The organism is Rhodococcus sp. MSC1_016, assembly GCF_023667485.2.
Classification (GTDB): domain Bacteria; phylum Actinomycetota; class Actinomycetes; order Mycobacteriales; family Mycobacteriaceae; genus Rhodococcus_F; species Rhodococcus_F oxybenzonivorans.
The window spans coordinates 6321648-6345108 of sequence record NZ_JAMOZI020000001.1; the positions used below are offsets into that span (position 1 = coordinate 6321648).

A 23461-nucleotide genomic window follows, 5' to 3' on the forward strand; every position below is an offset into this window, starting at 1 on the left:
AATCATCGTTCTTGCACCGACCGCTCGTTCGTGGATCCGGCAAGTAGTTGTTCCGCGAAGGACAGCACGCGCAAATGGTACGAGCGCGCACCGAATCCCAGGGACAGATTGTGTCCCGAGCCCGGAACCGTGAACAGCTCCGATCCGGGACGCCGTAGGATCTCTGCGGCCCGCGTGAAAACCTCTGTGGCGGATGCCATGGTGGATTCGAGTTCGGCCACCGCGAACTGCACCGGAACATGCGCTTCCGAGAGTAGCTCCGCCAGCAATTCGGGCGCGTTCGCCGCATCCGCCATCTCGCCGGACGGCACCCGGGAGACGACCTCGTGGAGATGCTCGCGCAGCTGAGACGGGTAACTTCCCTCCGGTCCGAGCCAGTCATCCGGGTCGCGCGGGGCGCCCGGTGGCCGCCGGATGGTCGTTCCGCTGGCGTCGACGGTGGCATGCATGGCGCGCTGCTCCGCGGTGTACACCAGTGGTGCGCCGCCGACGGCGACGCCGAGCAGTCGGATGTCTCCGGGTCCCCGCTCGATGTGACGGGCGAGTTGAAGTGCGGTGATGGCTCCCAGTGAGTGGCCGACGAGAATCACGGGGGCGCCGGCGGCGAGCCGAGCTGCCACTGCTCGCAGCAGCCCGGCCTGCGCAGCGAGGTCCAGTCGGCGTTCCTGGAGGCCGGTCGATGCCCCGTACCCGGGGCGATCCAGCGAGACCGCGCGCCAACCGGTGGCGGCGGCGAGCGCGAGGAGGGAAGATTCCGGGCACACCGGGGAGTGGAAGTACGCCGCACCGGATCCACCGCCGTGCAGGGCGACGAGCAGCCCGCGAGGTGACACCGCCGGCTCGGCGGTGATTCCGGAGAGCGTGCCGTACGCCGTGTCGATTCGAATCGGTCGTGGCGGGCCGCCGACGCCACCCGAGGAGGCGAGGCCAATGTCACGGGCGCCCATGTCAGGGTCGGTGAAGAACGACACGCGAATTACCATACCATGGTGGACTAAATTGCAATAGTAGATGAAAGTTATTCGCAGTCATGTGATTCCATGAGGTGGCGCACGGCGTGCCGGACCGGCTGGTCGGGTGTCCGCCCTCGCCGGAAGGGGTGTTGGGATGCGTTTGCACACCGACGACGTCGCGGTCCTGACCGGCGCAGCCAGCGGCACCCACCGTCGCGCGGTTAGGTTCGGTCCTGGATCCGGCCGCGGTCGCCGAGATGGTTCTCGCAGGCATAGAGGCGGATCTGCTGCGCATCGTGACCGATCGTGACGGTGCGTCTCTGGTTCGTCGCCGCCTCACCTCGATCGCGGCGGACTTGCCGGACTGACTCGGAAATGCGGAGACGCTGGGGTCCATGGACATCCACTCACCGATTCTCCTGTGCCTGAACGATACTCGGCTGCCTCCACTTCTAGGAAATACCAGACCATGCTGGTATGCTTTGTGTGAGTCCGGATGAGTGCGGAGAATCGCTAGGAGATGGCCATGAGCGGGACAGCAAAGTCCCTGCGGTTGCGGGTCGCAGATGTCGTGCACGAGACGCCGGATGCGGTGTCGATCCTGTTCGAGGAGGGTGGTCAGGCCCTCGACTATCGCCCGGGTCAGTTCCTGGTGTTGCGAGTGCCCAGCGAGCGGACGGGCTCGGTTGCCAGGTGCTATTCGCTCGCCAGTTCGCCCCACCGTGACGAGCCTGCCCGGGTGATCGTCAAGCGCACGCCCGCCGGCTATGCGTCGAACTGGTTGTGCGACAACATAACAAGCGGAGACGAGCTGGACGTACTTCTCCCGTCTGGTGTATTCACTCCGAATTCGCTGGATGCGAACCTGCTATTGTTCGCGGCGGGCAGCGGAATCACACCGATCCTGTCGATCGCGAAGTCCGTACTCAGCGTGGGCGGCGGCGCCGTCGATCTCTTCTATGCGAACAGGGACGAGTTGTCGATCATCGCGGCCAATGAGTTGCGATCGCTCGAGGCCGAGTTTCCCGAGCGCCTCATGGTGCACCACTGGCTGGAATCCGTTCAAGGGTTGCCTCGATCACACACGCTGGCCCGAATCGCACAGTCGTTCCCAGACCGGGAGGCGTACACCTGTGGCCCGGGCCCCTTCATGGAGGCAGTTCGTGCGGCCTGGACTGCGGCGGGGCGCGACCGGGCCTCTCTACACCTCGAGGTGTTCATCTCCCTCAGCGGAGACCCATTCGAGGAATCTGTGACCGTCGGGGAGATCGATGGTGGCGAGATGGTGCCACTCGAAGTGAGCGTCGACGGCGAGACCCACGACCTGCAGTGGCCAAAGGGCGTCACGTTGGTCGACTTCCTGCTTGCACGCGGCATCGAGGTCCCCTACCTCTGCCGCGACGGCGAGTGCGGAACCTGTCTGGCTACCTGTTCGTCGGGGCAGGTGACGATGGCGGGTAACAATCTGCTGGAGCCGGAAGACGTCGCGAACGGTGATGTGCTGGCCTGTCAGTTGGTGTGCGCCGGGGATGAACCCGTCAAGGTTGTATTCTGACGCGGCGCTGGAGGGACTCGACTCGGAGGTGCGATGACAGGCGAAGTGGGGGCACGGGAGGCCGTCGTGCACCCCCGTGTGGGACGGCCGCGTGACTCGTCGCTGGAGGAGCGACTGCTGCGGGCGGCTCGCGAGGAGTTGACGGACCGAGGTGTCGCCGGCTTCAGCATGCGTAGCGTGGCGAAACGGGCCGGCGTCGCGCGATCGAGTCTGCTGCTGCGCTGGACCGAGGCGGAGGCGCTGATCGTCGACGCGATCGACGCGATCGTCCTGCCGGAGATTCCAGAATTGCCCGGCACTCTCCGGGGGGACCTGCTGGTGCTGCTGGGCGCTATCGCCGATCAGATGGGGACCGAGACGATGGACCTCCAGATGCGGGTGATGGCTGATGCGAGCTCGAACCCCGAATTGCTGGCTCGTTTCCAGGAGCGGTTGCTGCACCCCACTGCGCGGCGGTTCGCGGAGGTCCTTCAGGCGGCGGTCGACCGTGGTGAACTCGCGGCCGACGTCGATCGGGCACTCTTGGCGGACAGCCTGGTCGGGATTGTGTACATACGGACAATGGCCTCGCCGAAGCGCAGGCCGCCGGGTCCGCATGCGCGACGAACTCTGATCGACCGGATGCTTCGGATGGTCCAGCGCTGAGCCGGATTACGCGCCGGGCGAGTTAGGCGTCCAGCGGTCAGATCCGCCCGAGGCGGGGCAATCACGCGCGGGGCGCGCTCAATCGGTCAGACCGAGCAGATCGATGGCGGCAGCCACGATCGTGCTGGGGTCATCCTCGCCGGTGGAGCGCGCCCAGCAATTCCACCCAGTTGCGGCCGCGGCGGACACGGCCGCGGCCAGAACGGTTGGCTGCAGGTCTGAGGCAGCGACATCCATTCGTCGGGCCAGCTCAGCGACCACCGAGGTGTCGGTGATCGTCTCGCCCAGGTCCTTGGCCCAGATGGCGGTCGTGGTCGCTAGGAGCCGTTCGAGTGCGTGGACCTTGGGCCGTTCGCTCTCGGGAACGTGCGAGCTCTCGAGGTAGGCGCCGCGCAGGGCAACGAGTGGGGATTCGTCGCTCGGCCGCGCCTCGAACAACCGCAGAAACCTCGCTGAGAGCGAGTGGCGATATCGACGTAGTACTGCCTCTTTGGACGGGAAGTATCGAAAGAACGTCCGCTCTGACATCCCAGCGGCGGCGGCCACCTCTTCGACGGACACCGCGTCGTAACCGCGGTCGAGGAAGAGGTGCAAGGCGATCCGGGCCAGATCATCCTGTACCCACTGTCGGCGGAGCGCGCGCAAGTTCTGCGGCATCGACTGATCGGCATGCGAGCCGTCGGGTCGAAAGCCGGCGGCGGACTGCAGATCGGACGTCAGGTCATCGCGCTGCATTGTCCTCGTCACTTCCCTTCGCGGTTGCTGGGCGGCAAGTCGCAAGTCTGTCATTGATCGTCGGCGGGGAGGACCGGCGAATCACTTGACTCGATGTCATACACACAATAATGTCAGCCTCTGTCAACTTGTGTCAGTCACTGTCATCGGCTGGCAGTCACTGTCAAATAGAACCTTTCTGGAGGTCCGGTGTCGGCTTCGAGTGGAACCACTGAGGACGCGGTCGTGATGGATGATCCCCAACTCGACCTGGCGGCCCTATCCGCCTGGGCGGGCGATGCGCTGGGCGTTGCGTCCGAGCCCATCAGCGCGACTCGGATCGGCGCGGCGACCGGCATCGCCAATGCGCTGTACGAACTGCGGCGCGGCAACGATGTCTTCGTTCTCCGTCGTCCGCCCGCGGTGCTGAATGACAAGAGCGCGGGCGACACGGTCCGGGAGTGGCGAATCCTCCAGGCTCTGGAGGGCACGCCAGTTCCGCACCCCACGCCGCGGCTGCTCTGCGAGGACGCCAAAGTCATAGGTGCCCCGTTCATGATCATGGACAAAGTCGACGGCTTCACGCCGGGATACGAGCTGGCCGAGCCGTTCCATTCGGATCCGAGCTTGCGGCGTGGTCTCGCCGAGGCATATGTCGACGGTCTGGTCGAACTGGCCGCGGTCGACTGGCGGGAGCGAGGCCTGGAGGGACTGGGCAAGCCGGAAGGATTCTTGGAACGGCAGGTGTCGCGCTGGCTCGCGCAGCTGGATCGGTACCGCACGCGAGACCTGCCCGAACTGGACTTCGTCACGGACTGGCTCGAGTGCAATCGGCCGACCATGAGTCCCGCCGCGATTTTGCACGGCGACTACAGCCCTTTCAATGTGATGGTCGCGCCCGAACCGCCGGCCCGACTGGCGGCGATCATCGACTGGGACACGGGCACCATCGGCGATCCACTGCTCGACATCGGTCATCTTCTGGCTCGCTGGACAAACCCCGGCGAGGAGCCGGTCCTCACTTTGCAGGCCGGCGGTGTCGATCACTATCCCACTCGCGCCGAGCTGGCAGCCCGTTACGCGGAGCGCTCCGGCCGGGATCTGTCGGCTCTGCCGTACTACCAGTGCCTGGCGCTGTTCAAGCTCGCGGTCATCCTCGAGGGTCGCGTCGCCCGGGCGGTGGCGAACGGGGTTCCCGACAAGGACAACACCATGGCGCCGCTCGTGGAGCGCCTCATGGTTGCCGCGGCGGAGTTCGCCCGCGAAGAAAGGATCTGAGATGAATGAGTTGGCGGGGAAGGTTGCGATTGTCACCGGCGGCAGCCGGGGGATCGGCCGTGCGATCGTCGAGGGGTTCGCCGCCGCAGGCGCGGATGTCGTGATCGCCAGTCGAAAGTTCGACGCATGTGCAATCGCGGCTGAGCAGATCGCCGAAAAATTCGGAGTCCGCGCACTTCCGGTCGCTTACCAAGCCGCGAATTGGGAGGAATCCGACCACCTCGCCGAGACGATCGACCGCGAGTTCGGTCGGTGTGACGTGCTCGTCAACAACGCGGGCATGACCCCGCGCTATCCGGATCTTCTGTCCATCGACGAGTCCTACTACGACAAGGTCGCCGGGGTGAACCTCAAGGGTCCGTTCCGGCTGTCGGTTCTGCTGGCCGAGCAGATGAAGGCAGGCGGCGGTGGCTCGATCATCAATATCAGCACTATTGGAACGCTCCGGCCCGGAACCGACGAGCTGGTCTATGCCTGTGCGAAGGCCGGACTAAATGCGCTGACCGTCGGTCTCTCGGGTGCATACGGGCCCACAGTCCGAGTTAATGCCCTGCTCCCGGGGCCGGTTGCCACCGACATTTCGGCCGGGTGGAGCGATGAGCTTCGCGCCCGCGCGGTCGACGGGATGCCGCTGGCTCGGATGGGCACCCCGGAGGACTTCGTAGGACCGGCCCTCTGGCTGGCCACACCGGCATCGGCCTTCGTTACCGGCACCCTGATTCGGGTCGACGGCGGCCTTTACCGACAGAACCCCTGACAAGGAGTAGTGCAAGTATGTGGAATTTCAGCACGGAACCTGAGTTCGAAGAGCAGTTGGAGTGGATGCGGCGTTTCGTGGTTGAGGAGGTCGCCCCTCTCGACCTGCTGTGGCCGCACGATCACCATCGGACGCCTCCGAAGTGGCTCAAAGATGTCATCGACCCGCTCAAGGACGAGGTCCGCAAGCGTGGGCTGTGGGCCTGTCACCTGGGCCCGGAGCTGGGCGGCCAGGGTTTTGGGCAGGTGAAGCTCAGCCTGATGAACGAGATCCTCGCCCCGTACCAGTGGGCACCGACCATTTTCGGGGTGCAGGGGCCGGACACCGGCAATGCTGAAGTCATCGCGCACTACGGCACCCAGGAGCAGAAGGACCAATACCTACAGCCGCTCCTCGATGGCGAGCTGTTCTCCGCCTTCTCGATGACCGAGCCGCAGGGTGGTTCGGATCCCACAGGCTTCCGCTGCCGGGCAGAGCGAGACGGCGACGGCTGGGTAATCAACGGCGAGAAGTTCTTCACCTCGAACTCCGAGGAAGCCGCCTTCCTCGTGCTGCTGGCCGTGACGGATCCCGAGGCATCGACCTACAAGCGCATGTCGATGTTCCTCGTCCCGCGGGATACCCCGGGAATCGAGACGGTTCGCCGCACGCAGTTCATGGGTGAAGCCCAAGACGCGATGGATCACGCACTCGTTCGCTACACGAACGTCCGGGTTCCCGCTGAGGGCCTGCTCGGTGACCCCGGCCAGGGCTTCGAGATTGCACAGACCCGTCTCTCGGGTGGTCGCATCCACCACGCCATGCGTGGTGTCGGCCAGGCACGCTACGCCTTCGACATGGGCTGCGAGCGAGTGCTGAGCCGAATCAGCCGTGGCTCCCAACTGGGGGACTTCCAACTGGTGCAGCAGGCGATCATGGAAAGCTACGCCCAGATCGAACAGTTCCGGCTGTTCGTCCTTCGGACCGCATGGATGATCGACCAGGGGCATGGCTACAGCAAGGACATCCGACGCGACATCGCCGTCGCAAAGGTGCTGTCTGCCCGTGTGGTGCGCGATGTAGTCGAGCGGGCGATGCACCTGCACGGCGCGCTGGGAGTCTCCAACGAAATGCCATTCGGTGAGTTGTGGGCTCTGGCGGCTGCGTACGGAATTTGGGACGGCCCCACCGAGGTGCACACGATTACAGCGGCTCGCCTGATTCTTCGGGACCATGAGCCGGCGCCGGGCGACTACCCGACCGAGTGGTTGCCTGCGCGGGTCGAGGCTGCGCGTGCCAAGCACGCCACGGCACTCGCGGCGCAGGCTGCCACCGAGGCCGAGGTACACGCGTAAGGGTCTTGAAAGAGCAATTCGCGCATTCCGACACCGGACCCAGCCGGGGTAAGTGTTGTCGGGCCACCGCCTGAAAGCCTGTTGGCCCGACAGCATTGGAGTGTTTTCAGTTATGGGGTCCTCCGATGTCAGTATTGATGCGCGCAGACAATGTCGTGCGTGTCCCGATGTACGTGGGTTCGGCAGATGACGATTTGCGAGTAGCGTCGGATGCCAGGCGCTGAACTAAGTGGCGGTCCATTGTCGAGAAGGCCTGCGGGAAACTCTCCGCATCAACGAGTGCGAGCCGGACTCGAGGATCCTAGCCGTGGTTGCGGAGCATCTAGTGCGTCGTGGGATGAGAACCTTGACTGCCACGGTGAAAACGACAGGCGTCCCCCAGGCATAGTCCTCGCTGGGATAAGACCTCCACGAGTTAGCAGACTTCTTCAGTCACGATCAGAGGGGTGAAATCCCGTGAACTCTCGTGAGTATCGCCAATTGCGTCAGAGGCGTCGAGCCGCTTTGCTCGCGGCCAACCGCACACGCAATCACCGTGACATCGAAGCGGAGCGCCTCATCGAGTTCGCCATCAAGTGGGCGCCGTACGGGGGGGCGACCGAGGAGGAAATCCTTGTGCAGTTCGGAATGACGCGGTGTCGATTTATTGAGCGATTGTGGCAGGTTGTCCCTGAGTCGAACTGCGTCGACGACGAAATGAGCTGTTTGGCGAGCGCGTACCCTACCGACAAGCAGAGTTCCTCCTTCGTTCCCCCAGCAGTCGGCGATCTCTTTCATGGGCAACAAAATAGCTGACGATCCGACAGGTCCCGCGAACTTGCGAGTGGCACCAGAGGAAGAAGAATCAGGTAGAAAGACGTGTGGCACAGCCGTATCGACACTGACATTCTCGATTCTGCGCTCCTCTGGGATCCGCTTGGCGGGCCAGCCCCGGAAGGCAATGCAATGGCATTCTCCATAGAGATGAGCGAGTCGAAGCAGAGACTCCGAGGTGCTGCGAGGCTCCCGTTAGCCCACCTTCGAAAATGGACCGCCTCTCCGCCGCACATCTATAGGCCGTCGGCGCATGCAGTGCGCGCGCAAGATTCCGCAACGTCACCACACGAGGTGACCGGCTTGTCGGTGACAACTCGACCGTTGAATGCCTTACCCCACGCCGCACTAAGAGCACAGCGAGCTCCGGCACTCCTTGCTGCAGTGGCTGGCCGGGGTGCCGGCCCGCTTCGAGTCCAGGCTGCCACGGATCCCCGCACCCATATCGAGGAAGGAGCGGAATCTTGATGGACACCGACGTCCTGACCCGTTTCGACGGCAACCGGGCAGCGATCATCGTCGAACCGGACTTGCACGTGGTGACGTTCGCCGAGCTGGAGGCACGGTCGAACCAGATTGCGCACTACCTCCGCGAAGCAGGTCTACGTCCGGGCGATCGCATTGGCATCATGTCCGAGAACTCGGCTGAGTACCTCGAGATCGCGTGGGGAGCCCAGCGTGCGGGGCTCTACTACGTCGGGATCAACACCCATCTAACCGCCCCAGAGGTGTCCTACTTGGTCGGCGACAGCGGTGTGCACGTGCTTTTTGTGTCTGCTCGCTTCGTGGACCTGGCTGAGAATGTCCTCACCGCCCCAAACCTGCAGCCACGCCGGATCGTTATCGGTGACCGCTGCGAGGACTGGGAGTGCTATGCGGACATACTGACTAGCTACCCGACGACAACGATCGATGACGAGTGCGAGGGTGACTTCCTTCTGTACTCCTCGGGCACGACCGGACAACCCAAGGGGATCAAACGCCCGCTACCAGGCGGACCGATGGGCACCTATTCCGATCTGCCCGGCCGGTGGCTGCGGGAAACGCTCGGATTCAATCCTGGCGACGTCTACCTTTCTCCTGCGCCGCTCTATCACGCTGCGCCGCTGGCGTGGTCGATGTCGACCCATCGCAGCGGCGGCACGGCAGTAATTTTGCGCAACTTCGATCCAGAGCTCTCGCTCCGGACCTTGGAGAAACACCAGGTGACCCATAGCCAATGGGTGCCGACCATGTTTGTCCGCATGCTCAAACTGCCCGAAAAGGTGCGCACAGGTTATGACCTCTCCAGCCTGCGCCATGTGATCCACGGAGCAGCGCCGTGCCCGGTCGAGGTGAAACACCGAATGATCGAGTGGCTCGGCCCGATCCTCTACGAGTTCTACTCCAGCACGGAGGGCATGGGTGCAACCGCGATCACTTCTGAACAGTGGCTGCTCAAGCCCGGGTCTGTCGGGCTTCCGGTGATGGGAACGCCCTACATCAAGGACGAGGACGGCAATACGCTCCCAGCGGGTGAAGTCGGCACGATCTGGTTCACTGGTTGTGAGCAGTTCGAGTACCACGGAGACCCGTTGAAGACTGCAGCCAGTCGCGACTCGAGTGGTGGTGTCACGGTAGGCGACCTCGGATATTTGGATGAGGATGGTTATCTGTTTCTCAGCGATCGTCGCCCGCATCTGATCATCTCCGGTGGTGTGAACATCTATCCACAAGAGATCGAGGACGCACTCGTGCTGCATCCGCGGATTCTCGATGTCGGCGTCATCGGACTTCCCGACCAGGAGATGGGTGAACGTTTGGTCGCGGTCGTTCAACCGGTCTCGAAGGACGATGTCGAGGGGTTAGCCGAGGATCTCCGTGCCTACGTCAGGGAACGGTTGGCCGGGTTCAAGGTCCCCCGCGAGTTTCGGATCGTCGACGAACTGCCGCGGACACCAACTGGGAAGCTACGCAAGCATGAGTTGAGGGACCAAGTAATCGCCCCTGAACTCGCTGGCGGCACCGTACTGACCCAGTGGCCCAGGACCTTCGACGGAATCCGAGTAGACGTCACCGACCGTGTCGCCACACTGACACTGGACCGCGAAAAGCACCGCAACGCCTGGACCATTCCCATGGTCCGAGCTTTCAGTGATGCCCTCCGCCGCTGTGCTCACGACGATGAAATTCGAGTCGTGGTTCTCACCGGGGCTGGCGACTCGTTCTCCGTAGGCGCTGACCTTGCGGCGGGACTAGAACCCTCTTCTGACACGGCGACGAACCCGTCAGATGTACTCCAGAACCTTTTCACACCACGTGATCTCGACAAGCCAGTCATTGCAGCGATCAACGGCGATGCGATCGGAATGGGAGTCACGCTCAGCCTCCTGTGCGACATTCGCATCGTCGCCATCGATGCGCGCCTGGCAATCCCGATGACCCGCCTCGGGGTCATTCCGGAACTGGGCTCCCACTGGACTCTTCCACGGATCGCGGGCCTGGCAGTCGCCTCAGATCTACTCCTGACGGGTAGACGCTTTTCCGGCGCGGAGGCCGAACGCCTGGGAGTATGCAGTCACGCGGTACCCAGGGGCGAGGTGCTCGAGAGGGCTCTGGAAACGGCCAAGGACATAGCGAACCACACAGCACCTCGTGCTGTCGGGCTCGCCAAGCGACTCATGCTCGATAGTCTGGAGACCTCGTATGGGCCGTCGTTCGCGCGAGAGTCCGACCTGTTTGTCGCCCTCGCGCGCGAGCCAGATGCGACGGAAGGGGTGAACGCGTTCCTCGAGAAGCGTGCGCCGCGCTGGACTGGGAGCGTCAACCGCCCGTTGCCGCAGGTGGGCCTCTCGGACTTCTCGGAGTAGTTCGAGAAACCCGGTTTGGACACCATCTGGCGCGACGCGAGAGCGCGGCGCCGCGTAGGCCACCCGTAGTGGTCCTGCATCAAGGGCGAGGTCGTGGCGAACGTGGTGATGAACCGTCTCGGGTTTCTTGCCGCTCTTATATCGGTGATAGCTCCGGTTCTGGAGCCGACAGATGAGCGTAGTACGCCGCCTAGAACTCATCCGGAGGGGTATATCCGAGCCGACAGTGCCCGACGACTGCGTGTGAACCAGTGAACCCACTCCATCGCGGTGTACTCGACGTCCTCCAGACATTTGTAGGGACCCGGATGGAACGGGTTGTCCGCCGGGAATGGGCGCGGACGTGTTACACCGCGCCCATTCCCGGCGGGACCACCCACCAGCACGACATCGAGCGAGGTCGAACCGTCGGCTGCAACGGCCTCAAACGGTCATCGACCTGTCCATCTACGAGCGGCGGGTCGCCCGCGGGAGAACACCCTGGAGGAGTTGCTCTCGAACCTGCTGCTTATCGGCCCGCCGGGGTCGCCAAGATGTACCTGGCGGTCAGGCTGGCGCGGGTCGCGGTGCACGCCGGCCGCCGCACCTAAATTCGCCACGGCGGCCAACCTCGCCGCCCGCTACCACCGGGCGCGGCGGCATCCGCGCTGTTTCAGGTGGTTACTTGGGCGGTATGTGAAGACATCGATCATCATGACGACAAACCGCAGTGGCATGTGGGCACTTTTTCACCGAGCATGTCTGAGCACTTTGTCGAGCGTCGTCATCGCCACCGCCGAGTCGGAGCGTAGACACGATTTCCGTAGAAGAACCACACACTCGAGGCGTCTTCAACCGGCCCACGACATCGAACAATCCACCGCGCCGGTGGGCGGAGAACCCGACGTGGGCACCGCCGCGCCCACTCACGGTTCCGGAGTCGAGGTCAGGACAGCTGAACCAGGGTTCCGCCTTCCTTGGTCGCGGTGACCGTAGCGCGGACCCCTGTAGGCACATCCACCAGGCCGGTCCTCCGCTGCGTCGTAGCGGAGACGATCAGTTCTCCGTCCCGGGAGCAAAACTCCCACTCGTTCCCGTTGACCTGCAAGTCATCGTTGTCGGGCAACCCGAGCCCCACAGCAGGACCCAGCAGTGCGAATGGCAAAGACTGAACTCCCGCGGCTGACAGCTGCCGATTGGCCTCGGGCCTAGCCCATATCAGCCGGGTGTCGGAGAACACCCTCTGAAGGTCGGGCCTACTGTCCGTGATCGCAGCCAGGGTCTCTGGCCACAGTCCGAACACGACCGTGATGGGAAGTCTGTCGAGGATCGCAAGGAAACGGCGGGAGTCCCAACTATGCTGCTCCGCTGGAACGTACGTCGCGCCGATCTCGCGAAAGGCGCGGATGAACGGGCTGGTCCACGGAAGTTCGTGGTTGGGCGTTGTGCACAGGATGTAGTCATCCGAGGTGACGCCCGCGCGCCTCAGAAGTCGCAGAGCCCACTGGAAGTCTCGCTCAGAGTCATCCCAGCCCACCTCGTATTCGTATGGCTCGCCGCCGAAATCAGTAACGACTATGCCGTAAATGGGGGCTGCGGGGACTTTGCGGATCGCCTCAACCATTGAACGCCGACTCACTGCTTCACCACTCTCGGGAACTTGGCCACACTTGAACTGAACTTAAGAATCTCGTCGACAGTCATCAAAGTGACGTCCACTCCAACCCGGAGCTTCTGCTCGAGGAGAGAAATAACCCGCGCACCCAGGTCGTCAATATCAGCGGTTCGCTCCGGTGCATAACCGACGCGCAGCTCGAGTCGATCCATCTTCGATGCATACTGCACGATCTGGAACATCCCGTCGCTGGTTTCGCTCAGGGTTTCGATGGCTGCCCAGATGTCGCTGACAACGACGGCTCGTCCGTCAATTATAGTCTGGTCGCCCATTCGCCCGATTACCCACATCCGAGCATGGTGGCGGCCGAGCGACGATTCCATCTTGGTTCTGCGGACGAGATCACCTGACCGAAATCTGATGTATGGCGCGACTCGATTGTCGAAATCAGTCGTCACCAGTTCACCAATTTCGTCGTCCCCGACCTCATGGTGAGTCACAGGGTCGATCACCTCAGGAAGAATCGTGTCCTCCCAGAGGTAGAACCCGTCCTGATCCGTGCCTTCCCACGCCAGACCACAATCGCCGGCGCTCGTGAACGTGGCGATCTGCACACCCCAGTCCTCAGTGATCTTTCGCCGGAGTACTGCGCCGAGTGGCTGACCGGAGAAGGACACGTACTTGAGCGACGACAGCATCTCCCGCAGGTCGTAGCGATCCTCGAGAGCTTCGAACTCGAGAATCAGAGGCATCGGCAGCAGCATGTACGCCACGTTGTGGCGCTTGATCACGTTCAGGACCCGTTCACCGTTCCCGATCCATGTGTCCACAAAGATCGGAACCAGACCCATGGCGTTGTAGAGCGTGTCCCAGTAGTTCTTGAATGTCCCCGCCGGGACGATAATGCGATCGCCGGGTCGCAATCCCCACTCCCACTGGTCACGAAGGCACGCAGCCGGGATGGGTGGAATCTCGTCCCAGATCTCCGCCACCGGCTCAGGCTCGCCCGTCGTACCCGAAGTTGTGATGACAGAAGTAAGTTCAGAAGGATTGACGCACAGGAGCCCGCCGAACGGATCACCAGTGCGTGCGCGAAACGCGCGAATGTCGTCTTTCGTCATCAGGGGCACCTTCTCGACGAAGTCGCGAACGGATTTTATGTCGTCCGGTGTGATGCCACTAGCCCCCCAAAACTCGCGGTAGAAGGCTGAACGATCCCAGGCATACTGGACCAACTCCAGAATCTTCTGTTCCTGGTTCGATTCAATCGCAGCACGAGACGCCAGCTCTACCGCTGGCTCCAGCAGTGCGTCGCTTCCATGCCGCCGAACGCTCACCCTGCCTTCGATGAGTGGGCTACGTTGTGCTGTCAAGATCAACTCCGTCCGTGGGTGCTTAAAGGTCGCGCGCTTCGTCCAACGCACGCGGAGCGGCAACCCCAAACGTAGCGTAGTGTGACGCAAGCAACGATTCAATAAGCTTAAGTATCTATCGGATAACGGGTTCGGGCGACCCCCTCGAACGTTGTTCGGAGTGCTGGAAAACCGGTCCCATCGGGTCTTGTAGCCCCCAATGGGACCTCGTGCAGCACCCGAGATCGACTGTTGGGCAGTCAGTTTCTTAAACTGATCACTGAGAGTCAGTTACCACGCCGCTGCGAAACGGGCCGCCGGTCCGTGGTGAAACCTATCGGGACTCCGAACATCTACGGTGATCAGAATCTGTTTAATTCTCCTTGTCTCCCCGCCCAGGAGTATGATCGCGCGCCCATATCTGCGGATGGTATGGGAAATTGCGTTGAGCGGGGAGCGGGCCAGGTCCCACTTACCCATGTCATGCTTGTGCCGACGGCAAGCACGAACGCGAAGCGAAGGGAGTCGGCGACCAGGAAGCGCCTCCTGCCCGGTACTTTCGACAGGCCGGGCCCGGTGTGCACTCAGCGGATGGGCGTGGGGCCGGACGTGCACGGGCTTTCGGTCGCGACATGGGTCCTCGGCGGCTTCATGGTGAGGCGTTCGAGGTCAGGGTGACCACATCTAACCAGCTGTACGACCGCCGTCGATCAAATAGCACTGCCCAATGATGTGGGTCGATTCGTCCGACGCGAGAAAGAGGGCCAGCGAGGCGACTTCCTCCGGCCGACCCAGTCGCTTCTCCGGTGAACGGGATTGAAGCTCTTCCATAAGCTCGTCTGAGATGCCGTCGAGTATGGGTGTCTGGATGGTCCCAGGGGCGATCGCGTTCACGCGGATTCCCTTGTCTGCGTACTCGTACCCGGCTTGCCTCGTCATCATCACCACACCGCCCTTCGAGATGACGTATCCGGAGGACCCTGGGGTGGCTCGAAATCCGGCGGTCGATGCGGTGTTTACGACCGTTCCACCGCCGCTATCGAGCATGAGGCGGATTCCCGCCTGAAGCACCATGAAAGCACCGCGGACGTTTACAGCGTGCGCTCTATCGAATGCTTCGATCGGGTATTCGTGAAGCGGCACTCCGCTCAAGCCGCCGATGCCGGCGTTGTTCGCCAAGATGTCGAGGCCCCCGAATCGCTTTCGGGCCTCCTCTTCCAGGCGTTGAACCTGTTCGTGGTCGCTTACATCGCACAAGATGGGACTGATCGCGTTCGACTGCGATGCAGTTTCTTTGACACCATCGCTAATGTCAGCCGCGAGAACCTCAGCGCCTTCTGCCGCGAATCGCAACGCGATGGCGCGTCCGATACCAGAACCGGCACCAGTAACGATCGCAGACTTTCCTGCGAGTCGACCTCCCATGTCGAGCTCCCTTCATTTTCAGGATGGCGTCAGGATTGATAGATGTGGACGCCTAACGGCGAGGACCTGCCGAAGCGGTTCGGCAGGTCTGTCGACTGAAGTTGCCGGAGCAGGATTAGTCGACTTCACGGATCAGCGAGTCGCGTCTGCCCCTGTTCGCCTTCGAGCCTTTTCTACTGCTTCGGTAGATTCTCGCGAACTGGGATACGCGCTCTGTGCCGCCGTGTCAGTTACTTCGGGCCAATGTTCAAGAATCGACTCGGGTGTCTGGTCGCGGTCGTAATAACCTACGTTTGTGAAAGGAGTGACCATGCCAACCCGACCCGACCCTACGTCGAAATTGGCGCCCGTCGTGGGGCACTGCTCACTGCACAGCAGGGCAACGAGAGGGGACACTAGGCTGGTGGGTGACTCCATTCGCATCTTTTCCGCCCATTCTTCACTCACGTAAGACTCGGCCATTGGCGTAAACGCGGTTGGGCAAATGGAATTAACCATGATTCCGAAGGGCTTGCCGTCGAGTGCAGCCGAACGCATCATGCCGAATATCCCGCCTTTAGTGGCCGAATAACTGATGGAGTTATTCCCGCCCAGCAGACCGTGGCCTGAAGTGGTCATTACGATTCGCCCATACTCCCGGGCGGCCATGATCGGCCACACCGCTCGGGTCACGTAGAATGTGCCGTCCAGTCCGACTTTGCGCACCAACTCGTACTCGTCGATTTCTACATCCAGAAAGCTGGAATACCGACCAATAGCGGCATTATTGACAAGGATGTCGACGCCTCCGCATTGCTCTTCGGTGAAATCGACCAAGCCTTTGGCTCCCGTTGGTGTCGAGATATCGTGGTCGCTAGCGATAGATAATCCGCCGGCGCTTCGAATGGCGTCTGCAGCTTCGCCGGAGTTCGTCACGTCGTTGACGACCACTATCGCACCACGTGCGGCCAGTATTTCCGCATAGGATCGTCCCAACCCTCGGCCGGCGCCGGTAACGATCGCAACGCGGCCGCTGAAATTGATGTTTCGCAACGGTCTCTCCCTAAGAGGCTCTGCATGTGGGTCAAGATAGAATCGCCCGGGAGTGGACCACTCGACCCGATGGCGTGTAATAGCGGAATGTTGTAGCTTCCCCGCGGTTTACAGACTTCCGAGGAGATCACTGGTGTGAAGAAAGCCAATCTCGGAAGCTTGTGTCGATATCGATCCCGTATGCGGCAGCGTGTTCAGGTCGCGCTGGGTAGCCGACAGCGTCGAGCCAAATTTGCATGCCGGACCAGTACCTGTGGCCCAACCGCTCCTCGATTTCCTCTGGAGACGCCGAACACGCCTTGGTTCGAACCCCTGTTACATCGCCGTAGGTGTCGGCAATCTCCGCAAAGCTCAGTGCGGTGGAGGAAAGCTCGATTTCCGCCTTTGCAAAGCGGGCGGGGTCGGCGACAACAGCGGCAGCTGCTTTGCCGAAGTCGTCACCCGAGACCATCGCCAGGGTCGTGCCGGTATCACAGGCTACGACGATCTCGCCACGGCTCAGGAAGGGAAACATGTGAGCCACTTTGGGCGCCACGAAGTTTTCCATGAAGAATGCTGGCTTCAGTATGGTCCAGACTGGGAACCCGGCGCTGCGTACGGCGTCCTCGACGGCCTCTTTACTGTCCCAGTAGGCATCTGTCCCACCAGAATTTGCTTCCGGATGAGACTTTCGCCAGCCCGTTCCGGAAACTGAACTGTGTACAAAGTGCGCGACATTCGAGTCTCTCGCAGCCGTAATCAGGTTGTTCGCTTGATCTCGCTCGGAGGTTGGGTTGGCTGGACTCGGGGCGAGCTGGACTGAAAAGACGGAGTCGTGTCCCGCACATGCTGCCCGAAGCGAGGAGCTGTCCTCGAGGTCGCCCTTAATCAGACGTATTCCGGACTTCTCGAGCTCCACGGCAGCCTCGGAACCAGGTTCGCGGACAAGAGCTGACACGGAAGCGCCCTCGCGGCTGAGATTACGAGCAACGGACCCGCCCTGCATCCCGGTTGCGCCGGTCACAAGGACCGACCGATTCTTAAGGTCACTAAGATCTACTGTCACAATGACTCCTTCATGATTTGGCTGTGCCGCAATCTTGGCGTCTCCGGAACCTGCCTCCTGAGTGAGCCATGATTTCCTGACTCGGCGCCGTCTTCCCTAACAGTAGTTCGTCACGCCGGTCAAATGAGCCCTCCTTGGGCAGATGTTTCCTCCGTGGTGACGGCCGCGGGTATAGCGTGAACCTAGATACTTTACAGCGTAACGTAAAGGGTTCATTCTGTGAAGGTACCGTCCGAGACCCCTCCTGGAGAGCTGATGACGCACACGACTGCCACCGCGGTGATGACATCTGAACAGCGCGCCGACTACCTCGATCGACTCGATGTCGAGACATTGTCGGCGCTGATGCGCTCCACGTGGACCTTGGACGATCGCGCTCTGCGGCGACAGCTCAGCAAGATCCTGGTCGGTCTCGCTGCGGTCCGCGAACTACGCACTGGAATCGTCGACGGCCCGGTTCCCGTGATCGAAGCCGCAGAGTGCGGTGTACTGGCGACCGCTGGCGAGTTCATCGCCGAGGTCCTCGGTCCTCGCCTGCTTGCAGATGCCGGGAACCCGTTTCGTGGTCCGTTCTTGCCGCTGGTGTCGGCGACGGGTGGACTGGTCTATCAGGCAGAGCAGGCGCTGAATGCGATCTCTGTTGAAGTCACAGGTCATGTGATCGAGCGCAACGAGTCTCTGTCGACTATCCTGCCCGAAACTGCGTGGTCTGAGAATTCCTCGTCTGCAAGGGGGCTCGCGCAGGTCGCATACTCGGCCGGCTTCACACTGTCGTCGACCGACTACTTCGCTTCGGCAGGGCTTGCCGCCCAGGCGTACTCCTTGGTGTCCGCATCCAACGGCGATTATGCCGATCTCGGAAAGGCAACTCTGGCTGTGGCTGAGGAGTCCGGGTCGTGGGACCCAGCGCTCGTTCGCGCCCGAGCGTCTTCAGGTGGCGATTCCTGGAGGGTCTCCGGTGAGAAATGGTTTGTCCCCAGTGCCCTGGGGTCAGACACGATCCTCACGATCGCACGCACGGTTGATGGCCCGTCCTTGTACCTCGTCGAATCCTCAGCCCAGGGAGTGAGCATCAATTCGCTCACCACACTTGATGCTGATCGGCCTTTGGCTCGGGTCGGATTCGACGATACGCCCGCGGTGATGATCGGCAGGGAAGGTGCTGTCGGACAGGTCATGAACAGTATCGTGGACCGGGCGACAACCGCCCTGGCTGCCGAGCAGGTGGGCCTGGTGGATCGTGGCCTGAAGACGTTGTCGCAGTTGCCTCCGTCGTGTGGTGACAGCGAAGCATGGCGCCGGTACACCCGCGAGATTGCGGCGATGGAGGTTCTGCGATGGAGTGCAACTGCTCTGTTGCTCCGAGCGATTAAGCTCCAGGGAGACAACAGGAGCGGTCAGAGCTCAGTTGCTTCCGCGATGGCGCACATCGGGTGTTCTTCGGCGGCTCGTCGTGTGTTCCGCCGGCTTCATACGGCCGGCTCCAGCGAGTTCGACCCAGCGGTCGCCCAAGCAATCGGCCTGCGCGTTCAGACGACAGACCTGCTTCTCGGGGGCCCGACAGCGGCGCACGAGAGGCTCCTTGAACGCCTCGGAATCTAATGCGTGTGGTGATGGCGGCACAGGCCTGTACTCGTCGTCCCCCGGGTGCGGGCGGGACGGTGAGTACACTATCGCTGTGAATTCGAACGAGCGTTCATCTTCCTCGCGCGCTACGAAGGACGCGGTTCGGCGCGGCAAAGGACGCCCGCCGTCGTTGACCGAGGATCAGATCGTCGATGCAGCCCTGACGATCATTCGAGCGGACGGGCTCGATGCGCTCTCGATGCGGCGCCTGTCTCGTGAGCTCGGACGCTCCCAGATGGCTGCTTACTCTCATGTTACCGACAAGCAGGAGCTTCTTGACCTCGTCGCTCGGCGAACCCTCGAGGAGGTTCGCATCCCCACTGCGGACGATGGGCCGTGGGACACTCGGCTCCGGCTGCTGATCGAGAGGAGCGATGCGCAGCTGCGCCGACATCCTGGGATCGCCAGCCTTCTACTCCAGCGCATGTTGTACTCCGATTGGAGGTTGGTCGACGCGCTGATGGCGATCCTGCTGGAGGCGGGGTTGGAAAAGAGGCAGGTCGTTCTGACGTACGCGATGATCCACACTTATCTGTTCGGGCGTTACCAGGTGGCGTTGGACGTCGTGCCTCAACCCGAAGACCAGGTGGGGGTACCGTCTGCGTTGGCGCAGATCATGCCGTACCTCGATGAGTTGCGGGGCGCCGACTACTTCAGTTTTGGTATCGATACTTTGATTGAGGGAATCCGAGCCCGCGCTGGTAAGCCCAGCTGAATGCGGAGACCGACCGCGCAGGAGGATCCTCTCAAACGCCTCGCACATCCGATGCGAGGCGGCAATCGAGTGAATGCCACCAGCACCTGATGGGCCGGCATGTGTGAACCGAGGCCTTCCTGATCCCAGGAATCGCGATGACCTCGACGCAGGGGGACGAAGCCAAGCGCGATGTCCTAAAAGGTTTGCCGTGCCCACCGTGCCCCTTGCCGGATACGGTACTCGGCCGCGGCTGGTGGGAGGTACTGCTGCGGTCATGCCGGGCTCCCGGCAGCTTGATCGACATCGGCTGTGGGCTACCGGTGGGTCCGGCCCGCGGGGTAACTCATCTTGGGTCTCCGGCTGTGTGAGCTGCGAAAACTCGCTTTCTACTTTACACTGTAAGGTGACGTGGTGCACACTGTTATCAGTTAAAGTATCTATCTATATGGGTTCGACCGGTTTGGAACGCCGGGTGGGCCAGTTGGTGAAGGTCAGTTATCACCTTCGCCGAGATCTGGAGGAACACTGATGCCGCTACAAGACGTCGCCGTGGTGGGGATCTATGCCACTGAGCAGTCTCGGGCACTTCCGCACCGCACGTCGCTGGAACTTGCACAAGAAGCTGTCTTCGGTGCGATCGCGGACGCGGGCCTGAAGCCATCAGACGTCGACGGAGTCGCCGCGGAATGGCCGGGTGCGGGGGGTCGTCCGGGGGAGGGCTCTTTGTGGGCTCGCGCCCTCGGTGGCTCCGTTCGGTGGATTGCCGATTCGCTGCTCGACACGTCCGGCGTGCGGGGTGTCCTCAAGGCGGCCGCAGCGATCAACGCCGGCCTGTGTGACGTCGCGGTGGTCGGCGGAGGCATGGCGGGGATGTTCGGGCCGGGCGCAACCGTCAGCGCAGGAGTCGAGCCGGGGGAGTTCACCGACGTCTGGGGGGCCTATGTCGTCCCTCTCTTCGCCCTGGTTGCGGCCGAGCACATGCATCGTTTCGGAACCACGTCCGAGCAGCTCGCTAGTGTGTCCGCGACAATCCGGAACAATGGTCACACGAACCCGGAGGCGATCATGTTCGGACGGGGACCGTACACCGTTGACGATGTTCTGGCCTCGCCCATGGTGGCTTCGCCCTTGCACCGGCTCGACGTGTGCCTCTCCGGCGAAGGAGGTGCCGCAGTCGTGCTGACATCGATGGCACGTGCACGGGATCTTCCACACATACCGGTGTCTGTACTTGGTGGGTCCATGGAAGCCATCGGGGGACCGTATTTCACGCCTCCCTCCTACGGTGCGGTAGGCAGGCTGGGCGCCGCCGCCGCCGAGCGTGCCTTCGCCATCGCCGACCGGAGCCGTGATGACGTCGACGTCCTGAGTCTCTACGACCCGAATTCGTTTGAGATCATTCGGCAGCTCGAGGTGCTGGGGTACTGCCCTGAGGGTGAGGGAGGCCGCTACGTGACCTCCGAGTCGATCGGAATCGTCGGACCTCGTCCGGTAAATCCCGACGGAGGATGCCTCTCGTATGCTTGGAATGGCACTCAACAGATGACACTGAAAGTGATCGAGTGTGTGCGGCAGATCAGGGGTACCGCGGTGCATCAAGTTCAGGGCGTCGAGACCGCACTGGCAGCGAACGCTGGTTCGGCTGCCGGTCACTACGAGCTCGCACTCCTCGGAAAGGGACCGCGTTGAGAAGCCTTGCTGCAGTGCCTTCCGCTTGGTCGTCCGAGTTCTGGGAAGCCGCGCGGGACCACCGCTTCGTGACACCACGATGCAACCGGACCGGTCGGTACTTCTTCCCACCCGAACGATGTGTACCCGGAACGGACTCGACGGACTGGTCCTACGTCGAATGCCGTGGTGTTGGGACGATTACCACATTCACTGTGGTGCACAGACCTCTTTCCGCCGACCTCGAAACGCCATATGTCCTTGGCGTCGTCACAGGCGACGAAGGCTGGACGTACCTCACCAATATTGTCGGGTGCCCACCAGAAGCCATCAGTATTGGCACGCGGGTGCGAGTTGTCTTCCACGACGTCGAGGGCGCGTCGCTTCCGATGTTTACGCCCGTCGAGCTCATAGGAGCGTGACATGGTCTATCAACCGACGATCTCCGATATCTGCCGGGAGAACAGTCACAGTTATCCCGCGACCGCGGCTGTTGTCGACGGGGCCACCAGATTCACCTGGCAGCAGTTCGATCTCCGGGTCGATCGTGTGGCACACGTGCTGGCGCAGTCGGGTGTCTCGCACGGCGACCGCATTCTCTGGTTGGCGCAGGGGTCGTTCCGTTTCCTCGAGTTGTTGACCGCCGCCGGGCGGTTGGGAGCAATGATCTGCCCCGTGAACTGGCGTCAGCCGGCTGAAGAGATGGCGTTCGTCATCAACGATCTCGAGCCGTCAGTTGTCTTTTGGCAAGAGGAAGAGATCGGCGATGCAGTACAGGCCGCCCGGCAGACCGCGCAGTTCGACGCGATCTGGATTCAACACGACGGCGCCGGGCCGGACGACTATGAGGCGAGAGTCGCTGCAGCGCCGTCAATTCAACCTCCGAATGCAGATGTCAGCCCCGACGATGCACTGCTGGTGATCTACACCGCCGCAACCACTGAGCGCCCGCGCGGTTCGATGCTGAGCCATCGCAACCTCATCTCCATGGCACTGCTGACCGGTGAGGTTACGGGCGCCGCTCACGATTCGATATTCCTGAACTCGGGTCCGCTGTTCCATACCGCCAACTTCCAACTCGAATCTCTGCCGGTATACGTGCGGGGCGGGACCAACGTCTACACACCCCGTGTCGATGCCGTCAACGTCCTGCAAATCATCGCCGATGAGAAAGTGACCTCCGCCTTCCTCATGCCGCCCACCATTGCGGAGATCAAGCAACTCAACATGGAGGCCCGACTCGACATCTCCACGCTGAGAGCGGGTGCGTTCGGATCGATGTGGGGTGACGACCTGCCTGCCGATACATCACGATGGGGACAGCGCCCGGGCGGCTACGGACAGACAGAGCTGACCGGCTTGGCCCTCCTGAAAGCAATCGGACCGGATTGCATCGGCAATGCGGGTAGACCGTTCCCGGGGACACAAGTGAAAATTGTGGACCCTGCAGGGGCGGTGGTACCGGACGGCGAGATGGGGGAGATCGCGATTCGTGGGGACACCGTCCACAGCGGGTACTGGAACCGCTCGGAGACGAATGCTGCGCGGTTCCTCGACGGTGGATGGTGGCGAACGACAGATGCCGGCCGGCGGGAATCCGACGGATCCGTGTCATTTCTGGGCACGATGGTCCGGGTAATCAAGTCCGCGGCCGAGAACATCTACCCACCGGAGGTCGAGGGTTGTCTGAAGACCCATCCCGCCGTGAAGACAGCCGCAATCATCGGCGTGCCCGACCCTGTTTTCATTCAGTCCGTCAAGGCGATCGTTGTTTTGGAGAGCGGTGAGACGGTAACTGAAGGCGAGCTGCGGGAGTACTGCAGGACACGCATAGCCTCCTACAAGAAACCCAAGTTTGTAGAGTTTGTCGACTCGATCCCGACGGTCGGCGGCGCCATCGACTACGACTCGCTCGATGCCACCTTTGGAGGCGGCGGTTACCCGGGTGAGTCCGACATTACGAAGGCCAAGGTCTGATCTCCGGCTCACCTGTTGATCGGTTGGTCATCCCTGAACCGCCAGTGTGGAGGCGCTCGTGAGTTGGATCCACCTTTCGGATAGTTGTCAGCGTTTTTGAAGTTCTAATGTGAGATTCACATCGCAGGACCGCATGCGCGTGGCGAA

19 protein-coding genes are annotated in these 23461 nt (G+C 62.1%); 12 read left to right on the forward strand and 7 right to left on the reverse strand.

The window, feature by feature from the left end; translation table 11 throughout:
* Positions 1–2: 2 nt before the first annotated feature.
* Positions 3–971, reverse strand: coding sequence for an alpha/beta fold hydrolase (locus L1080_RS29675; RefSeq protein ID WP_250776985.1), 969 nt, complete (start codon positions 969–971; stop codon positions 3–5).
* 508 nt (positions 972–1479) lie between these two features.
* On the opposite strand from L1080_RS29675, the gene L1080_RS29680 reads away from it, so the two are divergent.
* Positions 1480–2508, forward strand: a complete 1029-nt coding sequence (locus L1080_RS29680; RefSeq protein ID WP_236603200.1) for a ferredoxin--NADP reductase — start codon at positions 1480–1482, stop codon at positions 2506–2508.
* A 33-nt stretch (positions 2509–2541) separates the two neighbouring features.
* Positions 2542–3153 carry a TetR/AcrR family transcriptional regulator gene (locus tag L1080_RS29685; protein WP_159923535.1) on the forward strand — a complete coding sequence of 204 codons (612 nt, stop codon included), beginning with the start codon at positions 2542–2544 and terminating at the stop codon, positions 3151–3153.
* 78 nt (positions 3154–3231) lie between these two features.
* Here the strand turns inward: L1080_RS29685 and L1080_RS29690 are convergent, their stop codons facing one another.
* Positions 3232–3888 (reverse strand): TetR family transcriptional regulator, encoded by a 657-nt coding sequence (locus tag L1080_RS29690; protein ID WP_159923537.1) that lies wholly within the window; start codon positions 3886–3888, stop codon positions 3232–3234.
* 228 nt (positions 3889–4116) lie between these two features.
* Between L1080_RS29690 and L1080_RS29695 the strand changes: the two genes are divergently transcribed.
* From L1080_RS29695 to L1080_RS29715, 5 genes are all read left to right on the forward strand, one after another.
* A complete protein-coding gene (locus L1080_RS29695) occupies positions 4117–5145 on the forward strand; it encodes a phosphotransferase family protein (protein WP_159923539.1) in 1029 nt (342 codons plus the stop codon).
* A 1-nt stretch (position 5146) separates the two neighbouring features.
* A complete protein-coding gene (locus L1080_RS29700) occupies positions 5147–5902 on the forward strand; it encodes an SDR family NAD(P)-dependent oxidoreductase (RefSeq protein WP_159923541.1) in 756 nt (251 codons plus the stop codon).
* Positions 5903–5919: 17 nt separating this feature from the next.
* Positions 5920–7236, forward strand: coding sequence for an acyl-CoA dehydrogenase family protein (locus L1080_RS29705; protein ID WP_159923543.1), 1317 nt, complete (start codon positions 5920–5922; stop codon positions 7234–7236).
* Between the two features lie 456 nt (positions 7237–7692).
* Positions 7693–8031, forward strand: coding sequence for a hypothetical protein (locus L1080_RS29710; protein ID WP_159923545.1), 339 nt, complete (start codon positions 7693–7695; stop codon positions 8029–8031).
* 485 nt (positions 8032–8516) lie between these two features.
* Complete coding sequence (locus tag L1080_RS29715; protein ID WP_159923547.1) at positions 8517–10898, forward strand: AMP-binding protein; 2382 nt, start codon at positions 8517–8519, stop codon at positions 10896–10898.
* A 925-nt stretch (positions 10899–11823) separates the two neighbouring features.
* Here L1080_RS29715 and L1080_RS29720 read toward each other — a convergent pair.
* The 5 genes from L1080_RS29720 to L1080_RS29740 all read right to left on the reverse strand — a co-directional run bounded on the left by L1080_RS29720 (position 11824) and on the right by L1080_RS29740 (position 17346).
* Entirely contained in the window at positions 11824–12414 is a 591-nt protein-coding gene (locus L1080_RS29720) for a hypothetical protein (protein ID WP_250776984.1), read from the reverse strand.
* A gap of 98 nt (positions 12415–12512) precedes the next feature.
* Positions 12513–13865: a phenylacetate--CoA ligase family protein gene (locus L1080_RS29725; RefSeq protein ID WP_250776983.1), complete on the reverse strand. Its 1353-nt coding sequence runs from the start codon at positions 13863–13865 to the stop codon at positions 12513–12515.
* A gap of 663 nt (positions 13866–14528) precedes the next feature.
* The gene (locus L1080_RS29730; RefSeq protein ID WP_159923551.1) at positions 14529–15269 is read right to left on the reverse strand and encodes an SDR family NAD(P)-dependent oxidoreductase; all 741 of its coding nucleotides are present in this window, start codon (positions 15267–15269) and stop codon (positions 14529–14531) included.
* Between the two features lie 132 nt (positions 15270–15401).
* A complete protein-coding gene (locus tag L1080_RS29735) occupies positions 15402–16301 on the reverse strand; it encodes an SDR family NAD(P)-dependent oxidoreductase (RefSeq protein ID WP_159923553.1) in 900 nt (299 codons plus the stop codon).
* Between the two features lie 127 nt (positions 16302–16428).
* The gene (locus tag L1080_RS29740; RefSeq protein WP_250776982.1) at positions 16429–17346 is read right to left on the reverse strand and encodes an NmrA family NAD(P)-binding protein; all 918 of its coding nucleotides are present in this window, start codon (positions 17344–17346) and stop codon (positions 16429–16431) included.
* A 462-nt stretch (positions 17347–17808) separates the two neighbouring features.
* On the opposite strand from L1080_RS29740, the gene L1080_RS29745 reads away from it, so the two are divergent.
* From L1080_RS29745 to L1080_RS29765, 5 genes are all read left to right on the forward strand, one after another.
* Positions 17809–18948, forward strand: a complete 1140-nt coding sequence (locus L1080_RS29745; RefSeq protein ID WP_159923557.1) for an acyl-CoA dehydrogenase family protein — start codon at positions 17809–17811, stop codon at positions 18946–18948.
* Positions 18949–19102: 154 nt separating this feature from the next.
* Positions 19103–19687, forward strand: a complete 585-nt coding sequence (locus tag L1080_RS29750; RefSeq protein WP_236603202.1) for a TetR/AcrR family transcriptional regulator C-terminal domain-containing protein — start codon at positions 19103–19105, stop codon at positions 19685–19687.
* Positions 19688–20197: 510 nt separating this feature from the next.
* Entirely contained in the window at positions 20198–21358 is a 1161-nt protein-coding gene (locus L1080_RS29755; RefSeq protein WP_159923559.1) for a thiolase family protein, read from the forward strand.
* 14 nt (positions 21359–21372) lie between these two features.
* Positions 21373–21759 carry a Zn-ribbon domain-containing OB-fold protein gene (locus L1080_RS29760; RefSeq protein WP_250776999.1) on the forward strand — a complete coding sequence of 129 codons (387 nt, stop codon included), beginning with the start codon at positions 21373–21375 and terminating at the stop codon, positions 21757–21759.
* 1 nt (position 21760) lies between these two features.
* Positions 21761–23314, forward strand: coding sequence for an AMP-binding protein (locus L1080_RS29765; protein WP_250776980.1), 1554 nt, complete (start codon positions 21761–21763; stop codon positions 23312–23314).
* Positions 23315–23461: the final 147 nt, after the last annotated feature.

Coding starts and splice junctions, on each gene's coding strand:
- L1080_RS29695 (WP_159923539.1), top strand. CDS start 4,117: ATGGATGATCCCCAACTCGACCTGGCGGCCCTATCCGCCTGGGCGGGC.
- L1080_RS29705 (WP_159923543.1), top strand. CDS start 5,920: ATGTGGAATTTCAGCACGGAACCTGAGTTCGAAGAGCAGTTGGAGTGG.
- L1080_RS29680 (WP_236603200.1), top strand. CDS start 1,480: ATGAGCGGGACAGCAAAGTCCCTGCGGTTGCGGGTCGCAGATGTCGTG.
- L1080_RS29765 (WP_250776980.1), top strand. CDS start 21,761: ATGGTCTATCAACCGACGATCTCCGATATCTGCCGGGAGAACAGTCAC.
- L1080_RS29690 (WP_159923537.1), bottom strand. CDS start 3,888: ATGCAGCGCGATGACCTGACGTCCGATCTGCAGTCCGCCGCCGGCTTT.
- L1080_RS29700 (WP_159923541.1), top strand. CDS start 5,147: ATGAATGAGTTGGCGGGGAAGGTTGCGATTGTCACCGGCGGCAGCCGG.
- L1080_RS29715 (WP_159923547.1), top strand. CDS start 8,517: ATGGACACCGACGTCCTGACCCGTTTCGACGGCAACCGGGCAGCGATC.
- L1080_RS29730 (WP_159923551.1), bottom strand. CDS start 15,269: ATGGGAGGTCGACTCGCAGGAAAGTCTGCGATCGTTACTGGTGCCGGT.
- L1080_RS29685 (WP_159923535.1), top strand. CDS start 2,542: ATGACAGGCGAAGTGGGGGCACGGGAGGCCGTCGTGCACCCCCGTGTG.
- L1080_RS29755 (WP_159923559.1), top strand. CDS start 20,198: ATGCCGCTACAAGACGTCGCCGTGGTGGGGATCTATGCCACTGAGCAG.